This window comes from Candidatus Zixiibacteriota bacterium (assembly GCA_040753875.1).
In the GTDB taxonomy this organism is placed as follows: Bacteria; Zixibacteria; MSB-5A5; order GN15; family FEB-12; genus DATKJY01.
Genome location: JBFMDV010000025.1, coordinates 188,058 through 205,871, shown reverse-complemented (window position 1 = coordinate 205,871; position 17,814 = coordinate 188,058). Strand labels below are relative to the sequence as shown.

The following is a 17,814-nucleotide window of genomic DNA, read 5'->3' as shown; positions in this document are numbered from 1 at the left end:
ACCAAGGCAACGGATACTATAGAAAGAACCGTGCCTGTTTGCGGGAACGACAAGCGCTTTATTGAGGGGACGAATAACTGACTGTCCGACAGTTGATTACTGCCGCAATTGCAGCCACAACGACTGAGGCGAGGGCAGTTTCTTGGGTAACAGATGTTTCAGTACGGAAATGGGAGCGTTTCAGTCTGATTCGGACTGCAACAGGTGGAACAGCGCCGGTTCAATCCCGGCGAGGGAGGCGATGTTCGCCGGTGATGAGTCGAGCACCTCTGTTCTTCGTCAAATAGTTCCACGCCCATTGGACGAACACGAGCAGTCGATTCTCGAACTCGACAATATACATGAGGTGCAGAAAGAGCCAGACCAGCCAGGCCGGGTAGCCCCAAAGCCGGAAACCGAAGATCTCGGCGACGGCTGCGGCGCGGCCTATGGTAGCCATCGAGCCTTTGTCGAGATAACGAAAAGGACGCGCATCGGATTTCCCCGTAAGACGGCGAGATATAATGCCAGCGACATACCGACCTTGTTGCATAGCAACCGGACTGACCCCGGGCAGCATCTGCCCATGTCTGTCGAAAGCAACCGTGAGGTCGCCGATCACGAATATCTCCTCGTGCCCGGGCACGGTCAGGTGAGGCGTGACTTTGACCCGACCGACCTTATCAAGGTAAGCGGGACTATCGTTGGTGAGCAATCGTCCCAGATGCGATGCTTTGACGCCGGCGCTCCAGAGCACAGTGCGGCAATCGATGCGGTGATCGAGTTCCGCCGACCGGTATGAGACGCCGGTGGCATCAATGGCCGTCACCAAGCTGTCGGTGATGACGGTGACACCGAGTCGGCCAAGCGAGCGAGCGGCTTTTTGTGACAGTTTGGGTGGGTAGGTGCTGAGCACCCGGTCGCGCCCTTCGATAACGTAGATATGGGCTTCACGTGGGTCGATCCGCCGAAAATCCTTCCGGAGTGTTTCGTTGGCGATCTCACCGAGGGCGCCGGCCAGTTCCACGCCGGTCGGGCCACCGCCAACGACAACAAACGTCAACCACTGGCGACGCCAGGATTCATCGGCCTGCCGTTCTGCGGTTTCAAAGGCGAGAAAGATACGACTGCGGATATCGAGTGCATCCTCAATACTCTTGAGACCGGGAGCGATTGCCTGCCACTGCGATTGCCCAAAGTAGTCGTGGCTGGCGCCCGTTGCAAGGACCAGCGTGTCATACGACAGGATCTCACCGTCGCCAAGTGTCACCCGCCGAGTCCGAGGATCGATATCGACCACTTCGCCAAGAAGTACTTGCGTATTCTTGTGGTGTTTGAGGATGGACCGGAGCGGCGAACAAATGTCACCCGGCGAGAGACCACCGGTAGCCACTTGATAAAGCAACGGCTGAAACAGGTGGAAATTGCGTCGGTCGACCAGGGTGACCTGGGCGGCCACTTTCCTGAGTCCCTTGGCAGCTTCCAGTCCGCCAAAGCCTCCTCCCACAATGACTATCCGGTGTTTGTCCGTAACTTTCATCTCCGGTGCAGTCTGGTTTTCCCATACAACGCCATGGGTTATTGGGCTGTTCCAGTGTTGATCACCACCAAAGAAAGACAATTTGGATTATATTTGACAGACCGGAGTCACCCCACTATACTGCCGGGCAAAACGAACACCGAATCAATCAGGATTTGTGGTGGCGGAGCAGAAGAGCCGACGCGATTTTCTCAATCTACTTCTGGGTGGCGGAACCCTGGCAACTCTGGGCGCCATTCTCTACCCGACTATCAAATACATCACACCGCCGGCCTCGGGCGAGGCGAATGTTACGCAACTTAAGCTCGCGTTCAAGCGATCTGACATTGAAGCGGACCCCAAGAAAGCCAAGACGTTCAAGTTCGGTCGGGACCTGGGGATCATCCTGATCACCGACACGGGAGAACTTCGGGCGCTGGCGGCTCGGTGCACTCATCTTGACTGTACCGTCCAGAATCGCCCGGACCTCGGCATTCTGTGGTGTGCGTGTCACAACGGTCGGTACGACTATTCGGGGCGGAATATTTCGGGCCCGCCGCCAAGACCGCTCGAGCAGTTCGCGGTCAATGTCGTCGGCGAAGATATTTTCGTATCGCGGGAGAAAGCCTGATGCCGACAACCACCGGCACCAAGCCGCCGTCAACCCTGGGACAGAAATCCTTCCAGTGGCTGGATGATCGGTTCCATATCAAAGCCCTGGTCGATTACATGTCGGACAAGTCGGTGCCTCGACACGGTCGTTCAATATGGTATTATTTTGGTGGTATCAGCCTCTTTCTGTTTATCGTCCAGGTGGTGACCGGCATACTTCTGCTGATGTACTACCGCCCCGGTGCCGATTCCGCCTATGAGTCGGTGCGCTTTATCGTATCGGAGGTGTCCTTTGGCTGGCTGATCCGGGCGCTTCATTCATGGTCAGCCAACCTGATGATATTCGCAGTGTTCATCCACATGTTTTCCGTCTATTTCGAGTATTCGTACCGCAAGCCGCGAGAACTGACCTGGGTGAGCGGGATCGTGCTGTTCGGACTGGCGCTGACATTCGGTTTCTCGGGCTATCTCCTGCCGTGGAACGAGCTGGCGTTTTTCGCCACCCGTGTCGGCACCGGCATGGCGGGAGCGGTACCGGTTATCGGGGAAAATCTGCTCGTCATCATGCGGGGAGGAGAAGAAGTTACCGGAGCTACGATAGGCCGGTTCTTCGGTCTCCATGTGGCCATTCTGCCGGCCATTTTTACGGTGGTGCTGACAGCGCATCTGGTGTTCATCCAGCGGCAGGGAATGAGCGAGCCGATCGACTGGACCGATAAACCGGAAAGCGAAAAGAAGTACATCAAGTTTTTTCCGAATTTTCTTCTCAGGGATCTGTTGGTCTGGCTGATCGTGTTGAATATTCTGGCTGTGCTGGCGGTGTTCCTGCCGGACGGGATCGGCTTGATTCACTGGCCGCTCGGAACGAAGGCGGACCCGTTTGCTCCACCGCCTCCGGTGATCCGGCCCGAATGGTATTTCATGTTTGCGTTCCAGGCGCTCAAGTTTCTTCCGGCTCATTTGTTCGGCCTGGAAGGGGAACTGGTCGGGATAGGCGCATTCACGCTGGGCGGTCTGATCTGGGCGCTGGCCCCATTTCTCAACACGAAAGCACATCGGGGCAAGCCATCGACCCCGTTCACACTATTTGGTATCCTGGTGCTTCTGTTCATGATCGGTATGACCATAGCAGGATATATCCTGGAATGAGGTGGTGAAGTGAGACGGCTGTTTTATATCGTAGTGCTGTTTGCGTTGCCGCTCTATCCATCGGTCATTCTGGGGCAGCGACAGAGCAATTGTGAAACATGTCATTTCGAGGTCGAGGAACCGGAAGGTCCCGCCCACAAGTTCACTCGCGACGTCCATTTTCAGAAGGGGCTTGGTTGCGTGGACTGCCACGGTGGAGACGAGTCGCTCGATGACATGGATCTGGTTCGCAAGGTGAAGGGGTATCGCGGCATTCCGGGTCATTTGGAGGTACCGGAATTCTGCGCGCGCTGCCACAGCGATGCCGTGTACATGCGGAATCACAATCCATCGCTGCCGACCGACCAACTCGAAAAGTACAAAACCTCGGTGCACGGGCAGCGTCTGTTTGGGCGAAAAGACCCCAAGGTGGCCAATTGCGTGTCGTGCCATTCGGTGCATGAGATTGGTGACGCGAAAATGCCGCATTCCAGCACCTATCCACTGAATATACCCAGGACCTGCGCCCGGTGCCATGCCGACAGTGCGTACATGGCGGAGTACAGTATTCCCACCAACCAGTATGCCGGTTTTGTGGCGTCGGTGCACGGGCATGCGCTGCTTGAAAAACAGGACCTCGGCGCGCCGGCCTGCAATGACTGTCACGGCAACCACGGGGCGGCTCCACCCGGAGTCACCAGCCTGTCGGCTGTGTGTGGCAACTGCCATGCGTTTCAGGCCGAACTGTTCCTACAGTCCCCGCACGAAAAGGGGTTCGCGGAGAACAATTACCCGATGTGCGAGACCTGTCACTCGAATCATCGCATCGTGCCGCCTGGGGACACGCTTATCGGTACCAGCGAGCCTGCGCTCTGTGTCAACTGCCATTCGGCCGATGACGGCACGAAGGGATTCGCTACCGCCGAAGGGATGGTGACGGCTCTCGGTACGCTGTCCAGCCGTCGAGATTCGGCGGCGGTGATTTTGGCCGACGCCCGTACCAAGGGGATGATGACCACCGACGAGGATTTCCGCTTGCAGGAAGTTGACCAGGCGCTGATCCAGGCTCGGGTCCTTGTGCATTCGTTTGATCTGAGCAAGCTGGCGCCGAAGGCAAATGAGGGGTTGGCGAAGGCGGATACGGTCCGCGCCAATTCGGAATCGCTCATCGACGAATACTATTTCCGTCGCAAGGGGCTTGGGTTGGCGACGCTGTTCATAACCATCGTGGCAATCGGGTTGTACCTGAAGATCCGCAGACTCGACTAACGCTCTCTCTTTTTACCCCAATCCTGCGTTTACATTATATTAGCTATTCAGGGTCGCGAGTGGCGGCCGAGATCTGTATTTGAGGTCATGGTAACAGGATAGAAGCACCATAGTTTATGTGATTAGTCCACAATCGCACCGATAGTCGAAAGTGTACTTTTTTGTTAACTTTGTGACGGTCATTCCGTTTGTGGCAAAAGGACTTGGGTGATTGTCGCGAACAAAAAAGCGCTTGACAACCCACCGAAAGCCGGTTTCTTGAACCCTCAAAATTGTGAATTCGGTCACATGATGTGACTGGGTCGGAAAAGAGAAGTAAATTTGTCGGATTTCTTGGCGATCCCGATTTTCCTGGTAGTGGGGACAGGAATAGTCCTTATTACCTTCTTCATCAACCGGCTGATCCGACCGCATCACCCCTATCCCGAGAAAAACGTCAATTATGAGTGCGCCGAAGAACCAGTGGGGAGTTCCTGGATCCAGTTCAACAACCGGTTCTACATATTTGCGCTCATTTTCGTGGTGTTCGATGTCGAGGCGGTGTTCCTGTTCCCCTGGGCTGTAGCATTCGGTCAGTTGGGGCTGTATGCGCTCGTTGAGATGATCCTCTTCATTCTTATCCTCATGTTCGGCCTCTACTATGCCTGGAAGAAGGGGGCACTGAAATGGGTCTGATCAAGAAGGTTCCGGTTTACGCGGAGAAAATTCCAGGAGGCGCGTTAGTTACCACTTCACTGGAAGGTATTCTTCATCACAGTCAGGCCTCGTCGCTGTGGTACTTGCTATTTGGAACGGCTTGCTGTGCGATAGAACTTATGGCGACAGGCGCCTCACGGTATGATTTTGACCGCCTGGGGATGATCTTCCGCGCCTCGCCAAGACAGTCGGACCTGATCATAGCGGCCGGGACGATCACCAAGAAAATGGCGCCGCGACTCCGCAAGTTGTATGACCAGATGGCGGAGCCCCGGTATGTCATCGCCATGGGTGGCTGCACGGTGAAGGGGGGGCCGTTCTATTATGACAGTTATGCTGTCGAAAAGGGAATCGACCATATCGTGCCGGTGGATGTGTATATCCCGGGCTGTCCGCCTCGTCCCGAATCACTTCTCGAGGGGTGTCTGACGCTCCAGAAGAAGATCAAGCAGCAGAAGCTTCTGGACTGGCAGGAAAAGTAGCATGACTAGGGAAGAACTCAAGGCCTATGTGACGGGTCATTTTGACGGCATGCTGAAGCCGCTTGAGACCGGTCGGTACGACCCGATGTTCGAAGTGAAGCCGGCGGATCTGCTGGCTGTCGCGAGGGCTCTTCGTGACGATGAACATGTGAGATTCGACTTCCTGTGCAATCTTGGCGCCGTGGATACCCGCGAGCGGTTTGAGATTGTCTATTCGCTCGCTTCCGTTTCCAAAAATCTCAGGCTCGATTTCAAACTGATCATGCCATACGAGCAAGCGGCAGTTGATTCGGTGCAGGAGATCTGGCCGGCTGCCAACTGGTACGAGCGGGAGATGTGGGAGCTGTACGGCATCGATATTCGCAACCATGAGAATCTGAAACGGTTCCTCCTGCCCGATGACTGGAATCAGGGGCACCCCATGCTCAAGAACTGGGATGCGCCGGATTTTGTCAGGCTGCCGGAGTTTTGAGCATGTCGGCGATTCGCACCGAAGAGTTTGTCGTCAACATGGGGCCGCACCACCCTTCGACACACGGGGTGTGTCGACTGCTGTTGACCATGGAGGGGGAGCGCGTGATCAGGATCGAGCCATATATCGGCTACCTGCACCGGGCGCTCGAAAAGATCTGTGAAAACCGTACGTACCCGCAGTGCATTCCGATCCTGGATCGATTCGAATATGTGACCGCCATGTCGTGCAACTATGTTTTCGCACTGGCGGCCGAACGTCTGGCGCAGATACAGGTGCCGGAGCGCGCTGAGTACTTGCGGGTCATCATGCTCGAACTGAATCGCATGGCTTCGCATCTGCTCTGGTATGGCACGACGGCGCTCGATCTGGGGGCGATCACACCGTTTCTCTATGGCTTCCGCGAGCGGGAATTGATCCTCGATTTGTTTGAAATGACCTGCGGTCAGCGTCTCACCTACAACTATATCCGGATTGGCGGCGTGTCGCGAGATATTCCCCCGCAATTTATCCCGAAATGCCGCGAAGCGGTGAAGACGATTGGTGAGAAGATGGCCGATTATGAGGGGCTGCTCAACGAGAATCCAATCTGGATTGTCCGTAACAAAGGGGTGGGGGTGATGTCACCCGAGTTGGCGATAGCGTACGGGGTTTCCGGTCCGCCGCTCCGCGCCAGCGGGGTGAAATACGATCTTCGGCGGAACGATCCGTACTCAATATATGACAGGTTCGATTTCGACATTCCGACGCAGCCGAATGGTGACTGCTACGATCGATATATCCAGCGTTTGCAGGAGATCAAGCAGTCGCTGCGAATCGTCAGTCAGGCGCTTGATGGTCTTCCAGAGGGGGACATCAAGGCCAAAGTATCCCCCAACTTCAAGCCGCCGGCCGGCGAGGTGTACGCCCGCGTCGAGAATTCGCGCGGCGAGTTGGCGGTGTACGTGCAGAGTGACGGTTCCAACAAACCGCTGCGTCTGAAAGCGCGCGGGGGCTCGTACAATCATCTGCAGGTGCTGCCGGAACTTGGTAAGGGGCTTCTCATTGCCGATATCGTGGCGATTATGGCCTCGCTGGATATCATCATGCCGGAGGTGGACCGCTGATGTTAGGGCTGATTGCCAGCGGCGAGCTGATTGCCGTTTTCCAATGGCTCCATGAGCTGTTGGTCGAAACCGGATTGCCGGAGCTGTGGGTCGGTATTATTAGCTACGCCGTGCTTGGCGTGCTGGTGTTTGTGTTCCTGGCGCTGGTGGCGCTGTTCCTGGTCTGGTGGGAGCGGAAGATTTCGGCGCATATTCAGCAGCGGTACGGCCCGATGCGGGTCGGCTGGCACGGCTGGTACCAGACGATCATGGATGCGGTCAAACTCTTGCAGAAAGAAGATGTGCGGGTGGATACCCGCGACAAGCCGGTGTTTTTCTGGGCTCCGGTTCTCTGTTTTGTCGCCGCGTTTCTGGCCTATGTGGTGATGCCGTTCGGCAACGGGCTGATCGTATCGGATCTGAACATCGGCGTACTCTATATCATTGCGGTCACGACGTTCACTATCATCTCGCTTCTTATGGCGGGCTGGGGTTCCAACAACAAGTACGCGCTCCTGGGCGGGATGCGTTCGGCGGCACAGGTAGTGAGTTATGAAGTTCCCATGCTGACATCGATCCTCACCGTGATCCTGTTCACCGGGTCGCTGTCGATGGTCGACATTGTCACGTCGCAGCAGGGACATGGCGTTTTCAACTGGTTCATATTCAGGGTGCCGTTTGGACCGATCGCGTTTTTGACATACCTGATCACCGGCACGGCGGAGACCAACCGCACGCCGTTCGATATTCCGGAAGCTGAACAGGAGTTGGTGGCCGGGTACAATGTCGAGTATTCCGGGATGAAGTTTGCGATGTTCTTTTTGGCCGAGTTTGTGAACATGTTCACGGTCTCGGCAATCGCCACGACACTGTTCCTTGGGGGGTGGAATGGCCCGTTGCTCCCATCGTGGGTCTGGTTCATGCTCAAATCGATGTTTGTGGTGTTTATCCTGATGTTGTTTCGCTGGACTTTCCCGCGACTGCGAGTAGACCAGCTGATGGAGTTCTCGTGGAAGTTTCTGGTGCCGGTAACGTTTGCCAATCTGATCCTCGCCGGCTGGTTCAAATACGCCGGGTGGCATTGGTAGTATGGGACTGCTGAAGGACATCAAGAATCTGCTGCTGGGCATGAAGATCACCGGCAAGCATCTGGGAAGACACGCCGTCACGATCCAGTACCCGGAAGAGAAATGGACCATGCCGGAGCGTTCGCGCGGTATCGTGGTGCTTCTGTCCGACAAGGAGACCGGCGAACTCAACTGTACCTCTTGCCTGTTGTGCATGAAAGCGTGCCCGACCGGGGCGATCGTCATCGATGCCCCGCGCGATGAAGTGACCAAGAAGCGGACGCTCAATTCGTTCACCGTGGATCACGGACTCTGTTGTTTCTGCGGCCTGTGTGAAGAGGCGTGCAATTTCTCGGCGATTAAAATGGCGGCCAAGTACGAGTTTTCGACCATACGTAAAGAAGACCTGGTCTGGGACGTGAAGAAACTCCAGGAGATGGGGCGAGACGTGCCGTACGTGGATACGCGCAAGAAGAAGGCTCCGGCCGAGCCAAAACCGGTAGTGAAGCCGGCATCAGCAGCAGGCGAGACACCCCATGCAGAGACAGCGGTTGCGAATCCCGGACTGTCGGCACCAGAAAAACCGGCCTCCGTATCAGAACCGGATAAGCGAAGCGAGGCGGCGTCATGACCGAACCACATGTTGGTCTGATGTTCTGGATACTCGGTTTCGTGATCGTGGCGTCCTCGATCATGGTCGTCACGCTCAAGAACATTTTCCACTGTGCGCTGGCGCTGATTGTGGCGTTATCCGGGGTGGCCGGCATCTACATTTTGCTCAATGCCGAATTTCTCGCAGCCGTACAGGTGTTGATCTATGTCGGCGCGGTAGCGACGCTTATGATCTTTTCGGTCATGCTCACTTCGCAGTTGGCCTCGAAGGCGATCATCCAGACTAATCGCAACTGGCTCCTGGCGCTGCTGGCCTCGTTCATGTTCGTGATCGTCGGGTTTATCCTCGTCGAGGGGACCCACATCTGGAACAAGCAGGCGGCACCGCTGCCGGACCAGAACACGCTCGCTATAGGCAAACTGCTCATGACCGATTTCATGCTGCCGTTTGAAATTGTCTCCGTGCTGATGCTGGCTGCGATGATCGGAGCGATCGTGCTGGCGAGAGGGGAACGATCGTAATGAACTGGTATCTGAACCTGGCGGCTGTATTGTTCGCTATCGGGCTGTTTGGCGTCATCACGCGGCGAAACACCATTGGCATCCTCATGTCGCTGGAGCTAATGTTCAATGCCGCGAATATCAATTTCGTCGTCTTTAGCAAATATATCGCCAACGCCGGGTTGACCGGACAGATTTTCGCGCTGTTCATTATAGTCGTGGCGGCCGCCGAGGCGACCGTCGGCCTGGCGATCGTCCTGCTCATTTACCGCAACTGGCGCGGGATTGACTCCGACAACGTGAGCATCATGAAGTGGTGACGGCTATGACACAGTTTGCGTACATCATCGCGCTGCTACCGCTGCTTTCGTTTACGCTGATCATCTTCTTTTTCCGCTGGAACGAAAAGCTGTCATCGTACTGGTCGATCGGCTCGATTGTCGCGGGCTGGGTAATGTCACTCGTCGTCCTGATCGAAACACTGGTCCGTCACGGGGCACCGTATCAGGCGGCAATCCATCTGACATCGTTTGCCGCTATGAATTTCGAAATCGGCATCTGGGTGGACTCGCTGACGGCGATCATGTTGGTGGTGGTGACGACGGTCGCCTCCTGTGTGCAGATCTACTCGCTGGGGTACATGAAAGACGACCCGCGATTCAGCCGGTTTTACGCGTATCTGTCTCTTTTCTGTTTTTCGATGCTGGGTCTGGTGCTGGCCAACAATTTCTTCATGATCTTCATATTTTGGGAATTGGTCGGCGTTTGCAGCTACTTCCTGATTGGATTCTGGTTCGAGAAGAAGTCGGCGGCCGACGCCGGCAAGAAGGCATTCATTACAAACCGGATTGGTGATTTTGGATTCATCATCGGTCTTCTGACGATTGCACTGGCGGCCGGGACGTTCAATTTCCAGGAAGTGTTCGAGAAAGTTGGCGTCGGTGCGATCCCGGTGGGGATTCTGACGGTTGCGGCGGTGTTTCTATTCTGCGGAGCAATCGGTAAATCAGCGCAATTCCCGCTGCATGTCTGGCTTCCGGATGCCATGGAAGGTCCCACGCCGGTGTCGGCGCTCATTCACGCGGCGACTATGGTAGCTGCGGGAGTCTATCTGGTGGCGCGGGCGATGGCGGTCTATGTTGGTTCGGCAGAGGCATCGCTGGTAGTCGCCACGATAGGCTTGATAACGTCGTTCATCGCTGCCACGATCGGTCTAGTTCAGAATGACATCAAGCGGGTGCTGGCCTACTCGACGGTCAGTCAGCTTGGCTACATGATCATGGCGCTCGGTCTGTTCGGCTATGATACGGCCAACGGACATCATTCGGCCGGGTATGTGGCCGGCACACTGCATCTGATGACACACGCGTTTTTCAAGGGACTGTTGTTCCTTGGGGCCGGTTCGGTCATCCACGCGGTTCACACTAACGACATCCAGGAGATGGGGGGCCTTCGCCGGAAAATGAAATCCACCAGCTGGACCTTCGTAGTGGCGTCGTTGGCGATCGCCGGCATTTTCCCGCTCTCCGGCTTCTGGTCCAAAGATGAGATCATTGTCACGACCTCACATCACCCAGTCTTTTTCGTGTTCACACTGCTGATCGCCTTCATGACGTCGTTCTACATGTTCCGCCTGGTATTCCTGACATTCTTCGGCGAACCGCGTGATCAGCACCGATTCGAGCACGCCCACGAATCTCCAAAGACCATGACCTATCCCTTGATATTCCTCGCTGTCCTGTCGATTGTCTCGGGATGGGTGGCGCTGCCATGGCTGCCGCACGGGTACTCGTCGTTCGTGTATTTTGAGGAAGTGCACCACGCCGCACCCAACTACCTGCTCATGCTGACCGGTACGGTGGTGGCGCTGTCGGGAATTGGTCTGGCATACGCTATGTATTACAAGCGATCGCTGTCACCCGACGCGGTGGCATCGCGGTTCAAGCCGCTTTATACGCTCTTGTATAACAAGTACTATTTCGACGAGGCGTATCAGAAGACGGTGATCGACCCGGTAATGCGCCTGGGGGATTTCCTGTGGCGATTTGACGCCAAAGGGGTGGATGGGGCGGTTAACGGCACCGCCTGGCTGACGGTAGTCTGGTCAGATATCAAGATGTGGTTCGACAAGTGGATTATCGACGGCGCCGTCAACGGTTCCGGCTGGCTGGTGCAGAAATTGGGCGGCGGACTCAGGCTGCTTCAGTCCGGCGCGGTCCAGTTCTACGTGCTGTTCATACTGATCATTATCGTGCTGGTCGGTCTGTACAAATTCGAGATCTCTAGGGCCTTTTCGGCCTGGCCGCTTTTGACAATAGCCCTGGTGATCGGCGTGCCGACACTGGCGATACTGACGCGCCTGGTGGCGCGGCAGCACGCGGCCGAGACGTCGACTGATGACGATAAGTAGTTTTGATTGAAAAGAGATAGATAGCGCTATGGGCATACTCAGCTTGACCGTCTTCATCCCACTGCTCGGCATGCTGGTGGTGATGGCTCTCCCTAAGGAGAACAAGCAGGTGATCCGATGGACCTCGCTCGTGTTCAGCATCATTCCCATGCTGACGTCGTTCTGGATCACGTGGGATTATTTCGTCAATTATTCCGGGTCGTCGGCGATGGCGTATGTCGAGGGACCCTACAACTGGATTCCGGCGCTCAACGTGCAATATTTCATGGGTGTCGATGGCATCTCGGTGCCGATGCTGTTCCTGACGGGGCTACTGAGTATGTTGTCTATCCTGGCATCGTTCAATATCGAGAACCGCGTCAAAGAGTATTTTGCATTCTTCCTGCTGTTGGAAGCAGGGATGATGGGCGTGTTCGTGGCGCTTGATTTCTTCCTGTTCTACGTTTTCTGGGAAGTGATGCTGGTGCCGATGTATTTCCTTATCGGTGTCTGGGGCGGACCGCGGAAGGAATACGCAGCCATCAAGTTCTTCCTGTACACGTTGTTCGGCTCGATTTTCATGCTGGTATCGATCCTGATCCTGTATTTTACCACGGAACCGCACACCCTGAATATGCTGACCCTCCTGCAGACCAGCCCGAATTTGTCGCACACGCTTCAGATGGTCTGTTTCATCTTCTTCTTTGTAGCATTTGCCATCAAGGTGCCGGTCTGGCCGTTCCATACCTGGCTGCCGGACGCGCACGTCGAGGCGCCCACGGCGGTTTCGGTCATTCTTGCCGGTGTGCTTCTGAAAATGGGGACCTACGGCATGCTTCGGGTAAGCTGGCCTATGTTTCCCTCGGCACTGCACAGTCTGTCATTCTGGATCGCAGTGCTGGGTGCGATAGCGATCATCTACGGCGCGCTGGTGTCGATGGCGCAAAAAGATCTGAAGAAACTGGTGGCCTATTCCTCGGTCTCTCACATGGGGTACTGCATGCTGGCGCTGGCGGCGTTCTCATCGGCGCAAGCAATTGCCGGCTGCATGTTCCAGATGGTCTCGCACGGACTCTTGACAGGGGCTATGTTCTTGCTGGTGGGCGTCCTGTATGACCGGGCTCATACCCGCGAGATTGCGGCGTTCGGCGGCCTTGGCTCGAAACTTCCGGTCTACACGTCGATCATGGTGTTTTTCTCCATGGGCTCGTTGGGGCTGCCGGGGATGTCCGGTTTCGTGTCCGAGTTCATGGTGTTCCTGGGGGCGTTCAGCCAGGTGAACAAATGGCTGGTGGGGATCTCGGTGCTGGGTGTGGTGCTGGGCGCGGCGTACATCCTGCGAATGGTGCAACGGGTGTTCCTGGGCGAATTCAACCTCGCCAAGTGGGGCGGTCTGACAGAGATCAACACTCGCGAGATCATCACCGTGGCGCCGCTCATCGTGTTCACGCTTTGGGTGGGGGTATACCCCAAGACACTCAACGACCTGATGAATGCGACCTTGCAGAACCTGATCACGCTGATGGCTCGATAACGCAATGGAACCGAAGCTGCCCGATCTGAATCTTACTTTGATGCTGCCTGAGCTGTTTCTCTTTTCCTGGGCGCTGGTGGTGTTCACGTTTGACCTGGTCACACGCCGGCGTTCCGGCTCGGCGGTCGGGTATCTGGCGCTGTTCGGCCTCCTGATAACAGGCGTGATTCTCTCGGTCACGGATTACGGCAAAGGGTTCGGCATGATGTTTTTCAGCGAGCCTCTGGCCGTGTTCTTCAAGGTCATATTCCTCGGCGCGGCGTTTATGGCTATCGGGAGCTCGTTCGGAGTGATGCAGACCAAGATCGTAAATCACCGCGGCGAGTTCTTAGGGCTGATCCTGTTCTCGACGGTAGGCATGATGTTCCTGGCGTCGGCGGGCGAACTTCTGACTCTGTATATCGGGCTTGAATTGACCACGGTGCCGCTGTTTGTTCTGGCGGCGTTCTTCAAAGATGACAAACGTTCGGTGGAGTCCGGCATCAAGTATCTGATCGTGGGAGCGTTTTCCTCGGCGCTCCTGCTGTATGGCCTGTCATTCGTCTACGGACTGGCTGGCACGACCGACCTGATGCAAATCCGCATCAATCTGGCCATTACCCAACTGAGCAATCAGGGGAATATCGGCCTCATCCTGGTGCTGTCGGTAGTGCTGACGGCGGCCGGGATAGGCTTCAAGCTCGCTCTACCGCCGTTTCATCAGTGGGCGCCGGACGTATACGAGGGGTCGCCGACGCCGATTGCGGCGTTTCTCTCAGTAGGCTCGAAAGCGGCCGGATTGGTGGCGTTTGCCAGAATATTTCTGACCAGTCTCTTTGCCTTCTGGGATCCGGTTATGGCCCCTAATGATTGGGGATTGCTGACGTCGATCCTGGCGATTGCGGCGATGGTGATCGGCAATGTGGTGGCGATACGGCAGCACAATATCAAGCGGCTGCTGGCGTACTCATCGATTGCTCAGGCCGGGTATATCATGATCGGCATGCTGGCGCTGAATGATCTTGGCCTGTCATCGGTTGGATTCTACATGTTCACCTACATGTTCGCCAATATGGGGGCGTTTGCAGTGGTGGCGTTGTTCGAGGACAAGACCGGCTCGTGCGAGATCAAGAGTTACGCAGGACTTTCCAAAAGCTCGCCGTTCTTGGCGGCGTCACTGGCGATCTTCCTGTTGTCGCTGGCCGGGATACCACCGCTCGCCGGATTCCTGGCGAAATACTACGTGTTCGCCGCGGCCATCAAACTGGCCGGGTCCTCGCCGTACAATCAGTGGCTCTACTGGCCGGTGGGGGTCGGCCTGCTGACCTCGGTGTTTGCGCTCTACTACTATGCGTATGTCATCAAGACGATGTACTTCGCCGCCGAGGATTCTCCGTACAAGCTGAGCGCCCCATTCCCGGCGTCGCTGGTCGTGGCGATCGGGCTGGCAGGCGTACTCTTGTTCGGTCTCTATCCGGGCCCGATCCTGGAGTTCGCTTCCTCGATTCCGTATTCGTTCGGCTTCATGCCGCGCTGAACCTGGGATTGACAGAGCGAACACGGCCGCATATACTCCCAGCGAGCCGGAGCGCTGAATTCCGGTCACAGTATGTCCCTGTTTCAAACGGTTGGCACGGTCTTCAAGCGGAATTTTGTCAGCGGCGTCCTGGTGGTGGTGCCGCTGATTCTTACGTACGTCGTTCTCCGTTTCTTATTCGAGACGGTTGACAACATTCTTCGCCCGCTGTTGGCCAGGCTGTTGGGATTTTCTGTGCCTGGGATCGGGGTAGCCGCCACTATTCTCCTGATTATCGTTGCCGGGGTCCTGACCCGCAATTACATCGGCAACCGATTGCTCCGGTTGTGGGACAGCATTCTCGCGCGCGTGCCGCTCATCCGCCCGGTGTATTCCGGGACAAAACAACTGCTCGAGGCCACCACCACGTCGTCAACCGGGTCGTTCAAGGAAGTGGTGCTGGTGGAGTACCCCCGGCACGGCGTATACACCCTTTGTTTTGTAACACAGTATGTGGAATTGAATCTGGAGGGAAAGCTGCGTCGGTTCGTGGCGGTGTTTCTGCCGTCGACGCCCACGCCGCTCACTGGTTGGGCGATGCTGATCCCGCTGGAAGACGTGCTGGCTGTGGACATGACGGTGGAAGCCGGGATCAAGTTTGTGGTCTCAGGCGGAGTGGTGGCGCCGCCGATGATAAGAAACAAGAAGGGACTACAGTGGAAGCAGGAAACCGAGGTGGGTCGTGAAGCTGGCTAATCTGCTCATGGAGCACCGCATCAATCTGAACTTGCGGGCTCACTCCAAGGCGGAGACGGTGGTGGAACTCCTCGAGATGATCCGCGAAGAAGGAGTGACATTCGACTTCGTGGAAGTCCTGCGTTCGATCCGGGAGCGTGAAGAGATCGAGGACACCTCGTATGGTCACGGTTTCGCGTTTCCCCATGCGCGCACCGATGCCGTTCGGGAAATGTATGTCGTGATCGGCGTGTCGAAGGAAGGCCTGGAAGGGAGAACGGCCGACCGTGTTCCGCTGCACGTGGTCTGCCTGCTTCTGACCCCATCGACCATTGCTAAACTGTATCTGCAGACTTTGTCCGGTCTGGCCAGGGTGGCGCGAACGCCCGGCGTGCTGGAGAAAATACTCGTGATGGAACAGCCGGCGGATCTGGTTAAACTGGTAGCCGATACTCACGTCTGCGTCGACAAAGAACTGCTGGTGAAGGATGTGATGCGCCACAAGGTGGCCTCAGTGACGCCAGATGACACACTCCGCGAGGTGGCCAATCAGATGTTCCGACACAGGCTTTCGGCCCTGGCGGTGGTGGACACTAACGGCAAGCTGGTGGGGGTTATCAATGACCGGGATCTGATCAAAGCGGCGCTTCCAGACTACCACGCGCTGGTCTCAAACATCAACTACACCATGAACGTGGAGCCGTTCGAGGAGCTGCTCAAACAAGAGGACAAGATAAAGGTCTCGCAGCTCTATCGGGATGATTACGAGGTCACCAGCCCGGAGACGCGTATCGTGGAGGTGGCAGCCATGATGATATTCAAGGATGTGCGGCGGGTGTTCGTAGTTTCAGGAGACATGCTGGTGGGGGTGCTTTTGCGAAAAGACATTGTCAGCATGGTGATCCGTGGTTGAAGACTGGACATTGATAGTTACTCGAGGGAGATTCCGCCCATGAGATCTCGCGATCGCTCGTATGACATCGATCCGTATTTGTATCTCATTCTGCTGTTCGCGCTCATCATAACTGTCCCGGGTCTTATCACGGGCGCCACGCATGCTCATGTCGGTCCGGTGCTGGGCGTGTTCTTGTTTGGCATCGCAATATTCGGAGGGGCGTTCATTCTGTCGTGGGCGGCAGAGGCGGCGCAGATCGATATCTCAGAATCCCTGGCGGTGGCGATTCTCGCGCTTATCGCGGTGCTCCCGGAGTACGCGGTGGATTTCGTGTTCACCTGGAAATCGGCCCATGACCCCACGCAGTCACACTATGCCATTGCCAATATGACCGGGGCGAACCGTCTGCTGGTCGGCCTGGGGTGGCCGTTCATCCTGTTCCTGTATGTCATGGTGACGAAGAAGAAGGAACTGGTGCTGGATGAGTCCCAGCGTGTGGAGATCTTCTATCTGGCGATGGCGACCTTGTACTCGTTCACCATTCCGCTCAAGGGGAGTCTCAACCTGATCGACACCGTGATCCTGGTGACCCTGTTCATTCTGTACACGCGTCGGGCGGCGCAGATGGAGTCGCACGAGCCGGAACTGGTGGGGCCGGTGAAGATTGTGGCTAATCTGAGAACAGTGCCTCGCCGCATAACGACAGCGATCATGTTCTTGTATGCAGGAGCAGTGATCTTCTTTGTAGCGGAGCCGTTCGCGGAGTCACTTCTCGGAACGGGACGGGCGTTGGGAATTCAGGAGTTTCTGCTTGTACAATGGCTGGCGCCGATAGCATCCGAGTCTCCCGAGTTCATCGTTGCGGCGACATGGACACTGCGTGGCGCCGCAGGTTCTGCTCTAAAGGCCCTGATTTCATCCAAAGTCAATCAATGGACCCTTCTGGTCGGCACGATTCCGTTGGTGTACGCAATCGCCGGTGGCGCGATCAAGCCATTCCCGCTTGATGAACTGCAAGACCATGAGTTGTATCTGACGGCCGCTCAATCGTTGTTTGCGGTCGCGGTACTCGTGAACCTACGATTGAACCGCTGGGAAGGGGTTCTGCTGGTGGTGCTGTTCACATTGCAGTTGGTCGTTTCGCATATCCGAATGGAGGTCGCCGCGGCTTATGTAGTGCTGGCGCTGATATTCCACGTGGTACATCGCAAGACGTTGTTGCCGGCAGCCCGTATCGGGCTGGGGTTGAAGAATTCTCCGAAAGGTTAGCCCTTTCTTGAAAGTGAGTCGGCTCGATGTGCGTATTCGTCATACTTCAGCCAGGCTCGCCCGTTCACGTGTCAG

At 56.2% G+C, this 17,814-nt stretch carries 18 protein-coding genes; 17 read left to right on the top strand and 1 reads right to left on the bottom strand.

Going from position 1 to position 17,814, the window contains the following annotated elements; all coding sequences use genetic code 11:
- Positions 1-220 precede the first annotated feature (220 nt).
- The gene (locus AB1644_09900) at positions 221-1,519 is read right to left on the bottom strand and encodes an NAD(P)/FAD-dependent oxidoreductase (protein MEW6051357.1); all 1,299 of its coding nucleotides are present in this window, start codon (positions 1,517-1,519) and stop codon (positions 221-223) included.
- 160 nt (positions 1,520-1,679) lie between these two features.
- Between AB1644_09900 and AB1644_09895 the strand changes: the two genes are divergently transcribed.
- The 17 genes from AB1644_09895 (at position 1,680) to AB1644_09815 (ending at position 17,739) form a co-directional block, all read left to right on the top strand.
- On the top strand, positions 1,680-2,129 hold the full coding sequence (locus AB1644_09895) for a ubiquinol-cytochrome c reductase iron-sulfur subunit (protein MEW6051356.1): 450 nt from the start codon (positions 1,680-1,682) through the stop codon (positions 2,127-2,129).
- Positions 2,129-3,259 (top strand): cytochrome bc complex cytochrome b subunit, encoded by a 1,131-nt coding sequence (locus AB1644_09890; GenBank protein MEW6051355.1) that lies wholly within the window; start codon positions 2,129-2,131, stop codon positions 3,257-3,259. Before AB1644_09895 ends, AB1644_09890 begins: the two co-directional genes overlap by 1 nt.
- Positions 3,260-3,268: 9 nt before the next feature.
- A complete protein-coding gene (locus tag AB1644_09885) occupies positions 3,269-4,507 on the top strand; it encodes a cytochrome c3 family protein (protein ID MEW6051354.1) in 1,239 nt (412 codons plus the stop codon).
- Between the two features lie 321 nt (positions 4,508-4,828).
- Positions 4,829-5,182, top strand: coding sequence for an NADH-quinone oxidoreductase subunit A (locus AB1644_09880; protein ID MEW6051353.1), 354 nt, complete (start codon positions 4,829-4,831; stop codon positions 5,180-5,182).
- Positions 5,173-5,685 (top strand): NADH-quinone oxidoreductase subunit B family protein, encoded by a 513-nt coding sequence (locus AB1644_09875; GenBank protein MEW6051352.1) that lies wholly within the window; start codon positions 5,173-5,175, stop codon positions 5,683-5,685. The genes AB1644_09880 and AB1644_09875 overlap by 10 nt, the downstream gene beginning before the upstream one ends.
- Position 5,686: 1 nt before the next feature.
- A complete protein-coding gene (locus AB1644_09870) occupies positions 5,687-6,157 on the top strand; it encodes an NADH-quinone oxidoreductase subunit C (protein MEW6051351.1) in 471 nt (156 codons plus the stop codon).
- A gap of 2 nt (positions 6,158-6,159) precedes the next feature.
- The gene (locus AB1644_09865; GenBank protein ID MEW6051350.1) at positions 6,160-7,263 is read left to right on the top strand and encodes an NADH-quinone oxidoreductase subunit D; all 1,104 of its coding nucleotides are present in this window, start codon (positions 6,160-6,162) and stop codon (positions 7,261-7,263) included.
- Complete coding sequence (gene nuoH / locus AB1644_09860; protein ID MEW6051349.1) at positions 7,263-8,330, top strand: NADH-quinone oxidoreductase subunit NuoH; 1,068 nt, start codon at positions 7,263-7,265, stop codon at positions 8,328-8,330. The genes AB1644_09865 and nuoH overlap by 1 nt, the downstream gene beginning before the upstream one ends.
- Position 8,331: 1 nt before the next feature.
- Positions 8,332-8,940 (top strand): NADH-quinone oxidoreductase subunit I, encoded by a 609-nt coding sequence (locus tag AB1644_09855; protein MEW6051348.1) that lies wholly within the window; start codon positions 8,332-8,334, stop codon positions 8,938-8,940.
- Entirely contained in the window at positions 8,937-9,443 is a 507-nt protein-coding gene (locus AB1644_09850; GenBank protein ID MEW6051347.1) for an NADH-quinone oxidoreductase subunit J, read from the top strand. Before AB1644_09855 ends, AB1644_09850 begins: the two co-directional genes overlap by 4 nt.
- Entirely contained in the window at positions 9,443-9,742 is a 300-nt protein-coding gene (gene nuoK, locus AB1644_09845; GenBank protein ID MEW6051346.1) for an NADH-quinone oxidoreductase subunit NuoK, read from the top strand. Before AB1644_09850 ends, nuoK begins: the two co-directional genes overlap by 1 nt.
- 5 nt (positions 9,743-9,747) lie before the next feature.
- Entirely contained in the window at positions 9,748-11,832 is a 2,085-nt protein-coding gene (gene nuoL / locus AB1644_09840) for an NADH-quinone oxidoreductase subunit L (GenBank protein ID MEW6051345.1), read from the top strand.
- 28 nt (positions 11,833-11,860) lie between these two features.
- Positions 11,861-13,345 (top strand): NADH-quinone oxidoreductase subunit M, encoded by a 1,485-nt coding sequence (locus AB1644_09835; GenBank protein ID MEW6051344.1) that lies wholly within the window; start codon positions 11,861-11,863, stop codon positions 13,343-13,345.
- 4 nt (positions 13,346-13,349) lie between these two features.
- Positions 13,350-14,861 (top strand): NADH-quinone oxidoreductase subunit N, encoded by a 1,512-nt coding sequence (locus AB1644_09830; protein MEW6051343.1) that lies wholly within the window; start codon positions 13,350-13,352, stop codon positions 14,859-14,861.
- 72 nt (positions 14,862-14,933) lie between these two features.
- On the top strand, positions 14,934-15,596 hold the full coding sequence (locus tag AB1644_09825) for a DUF502 domain-containing protein (GenBank protein ID MEW6051342.1): 663 nt from the start codon (positions 14,934-14,936) through the stop codon (positions 15,594-15,596).
- On the top strand, positions 15,583-16,488 hold the full coding sequence (locus tag AB1644_09820; GenBank protein ID MEW6051341.1) for a CBS domain-containing protein: 906 nt from the start codon (positions 15,583-15,585) through the stop codon (positions 16,486-16,488). The genes AB1644_09825 and AB1644_09820 overlap by 14 nt, the downstream gene beginning before the upstream one ends.
- Before the next feature lie 39 nt (positions 16,489-16,527).
- On the top strand, positions 16,528-17,739 hold the full coding sequence (locus AB1644_09815) for a sodium:calcium antiporter (GenBank protein MEW6051340.1): 1,212 nt from the start codon (positions 16,528-16,530) through the stop codon (positions 17,737-17,739).
- Positions 17,740-17,814 lie beyond the last annotated feature (75 nt).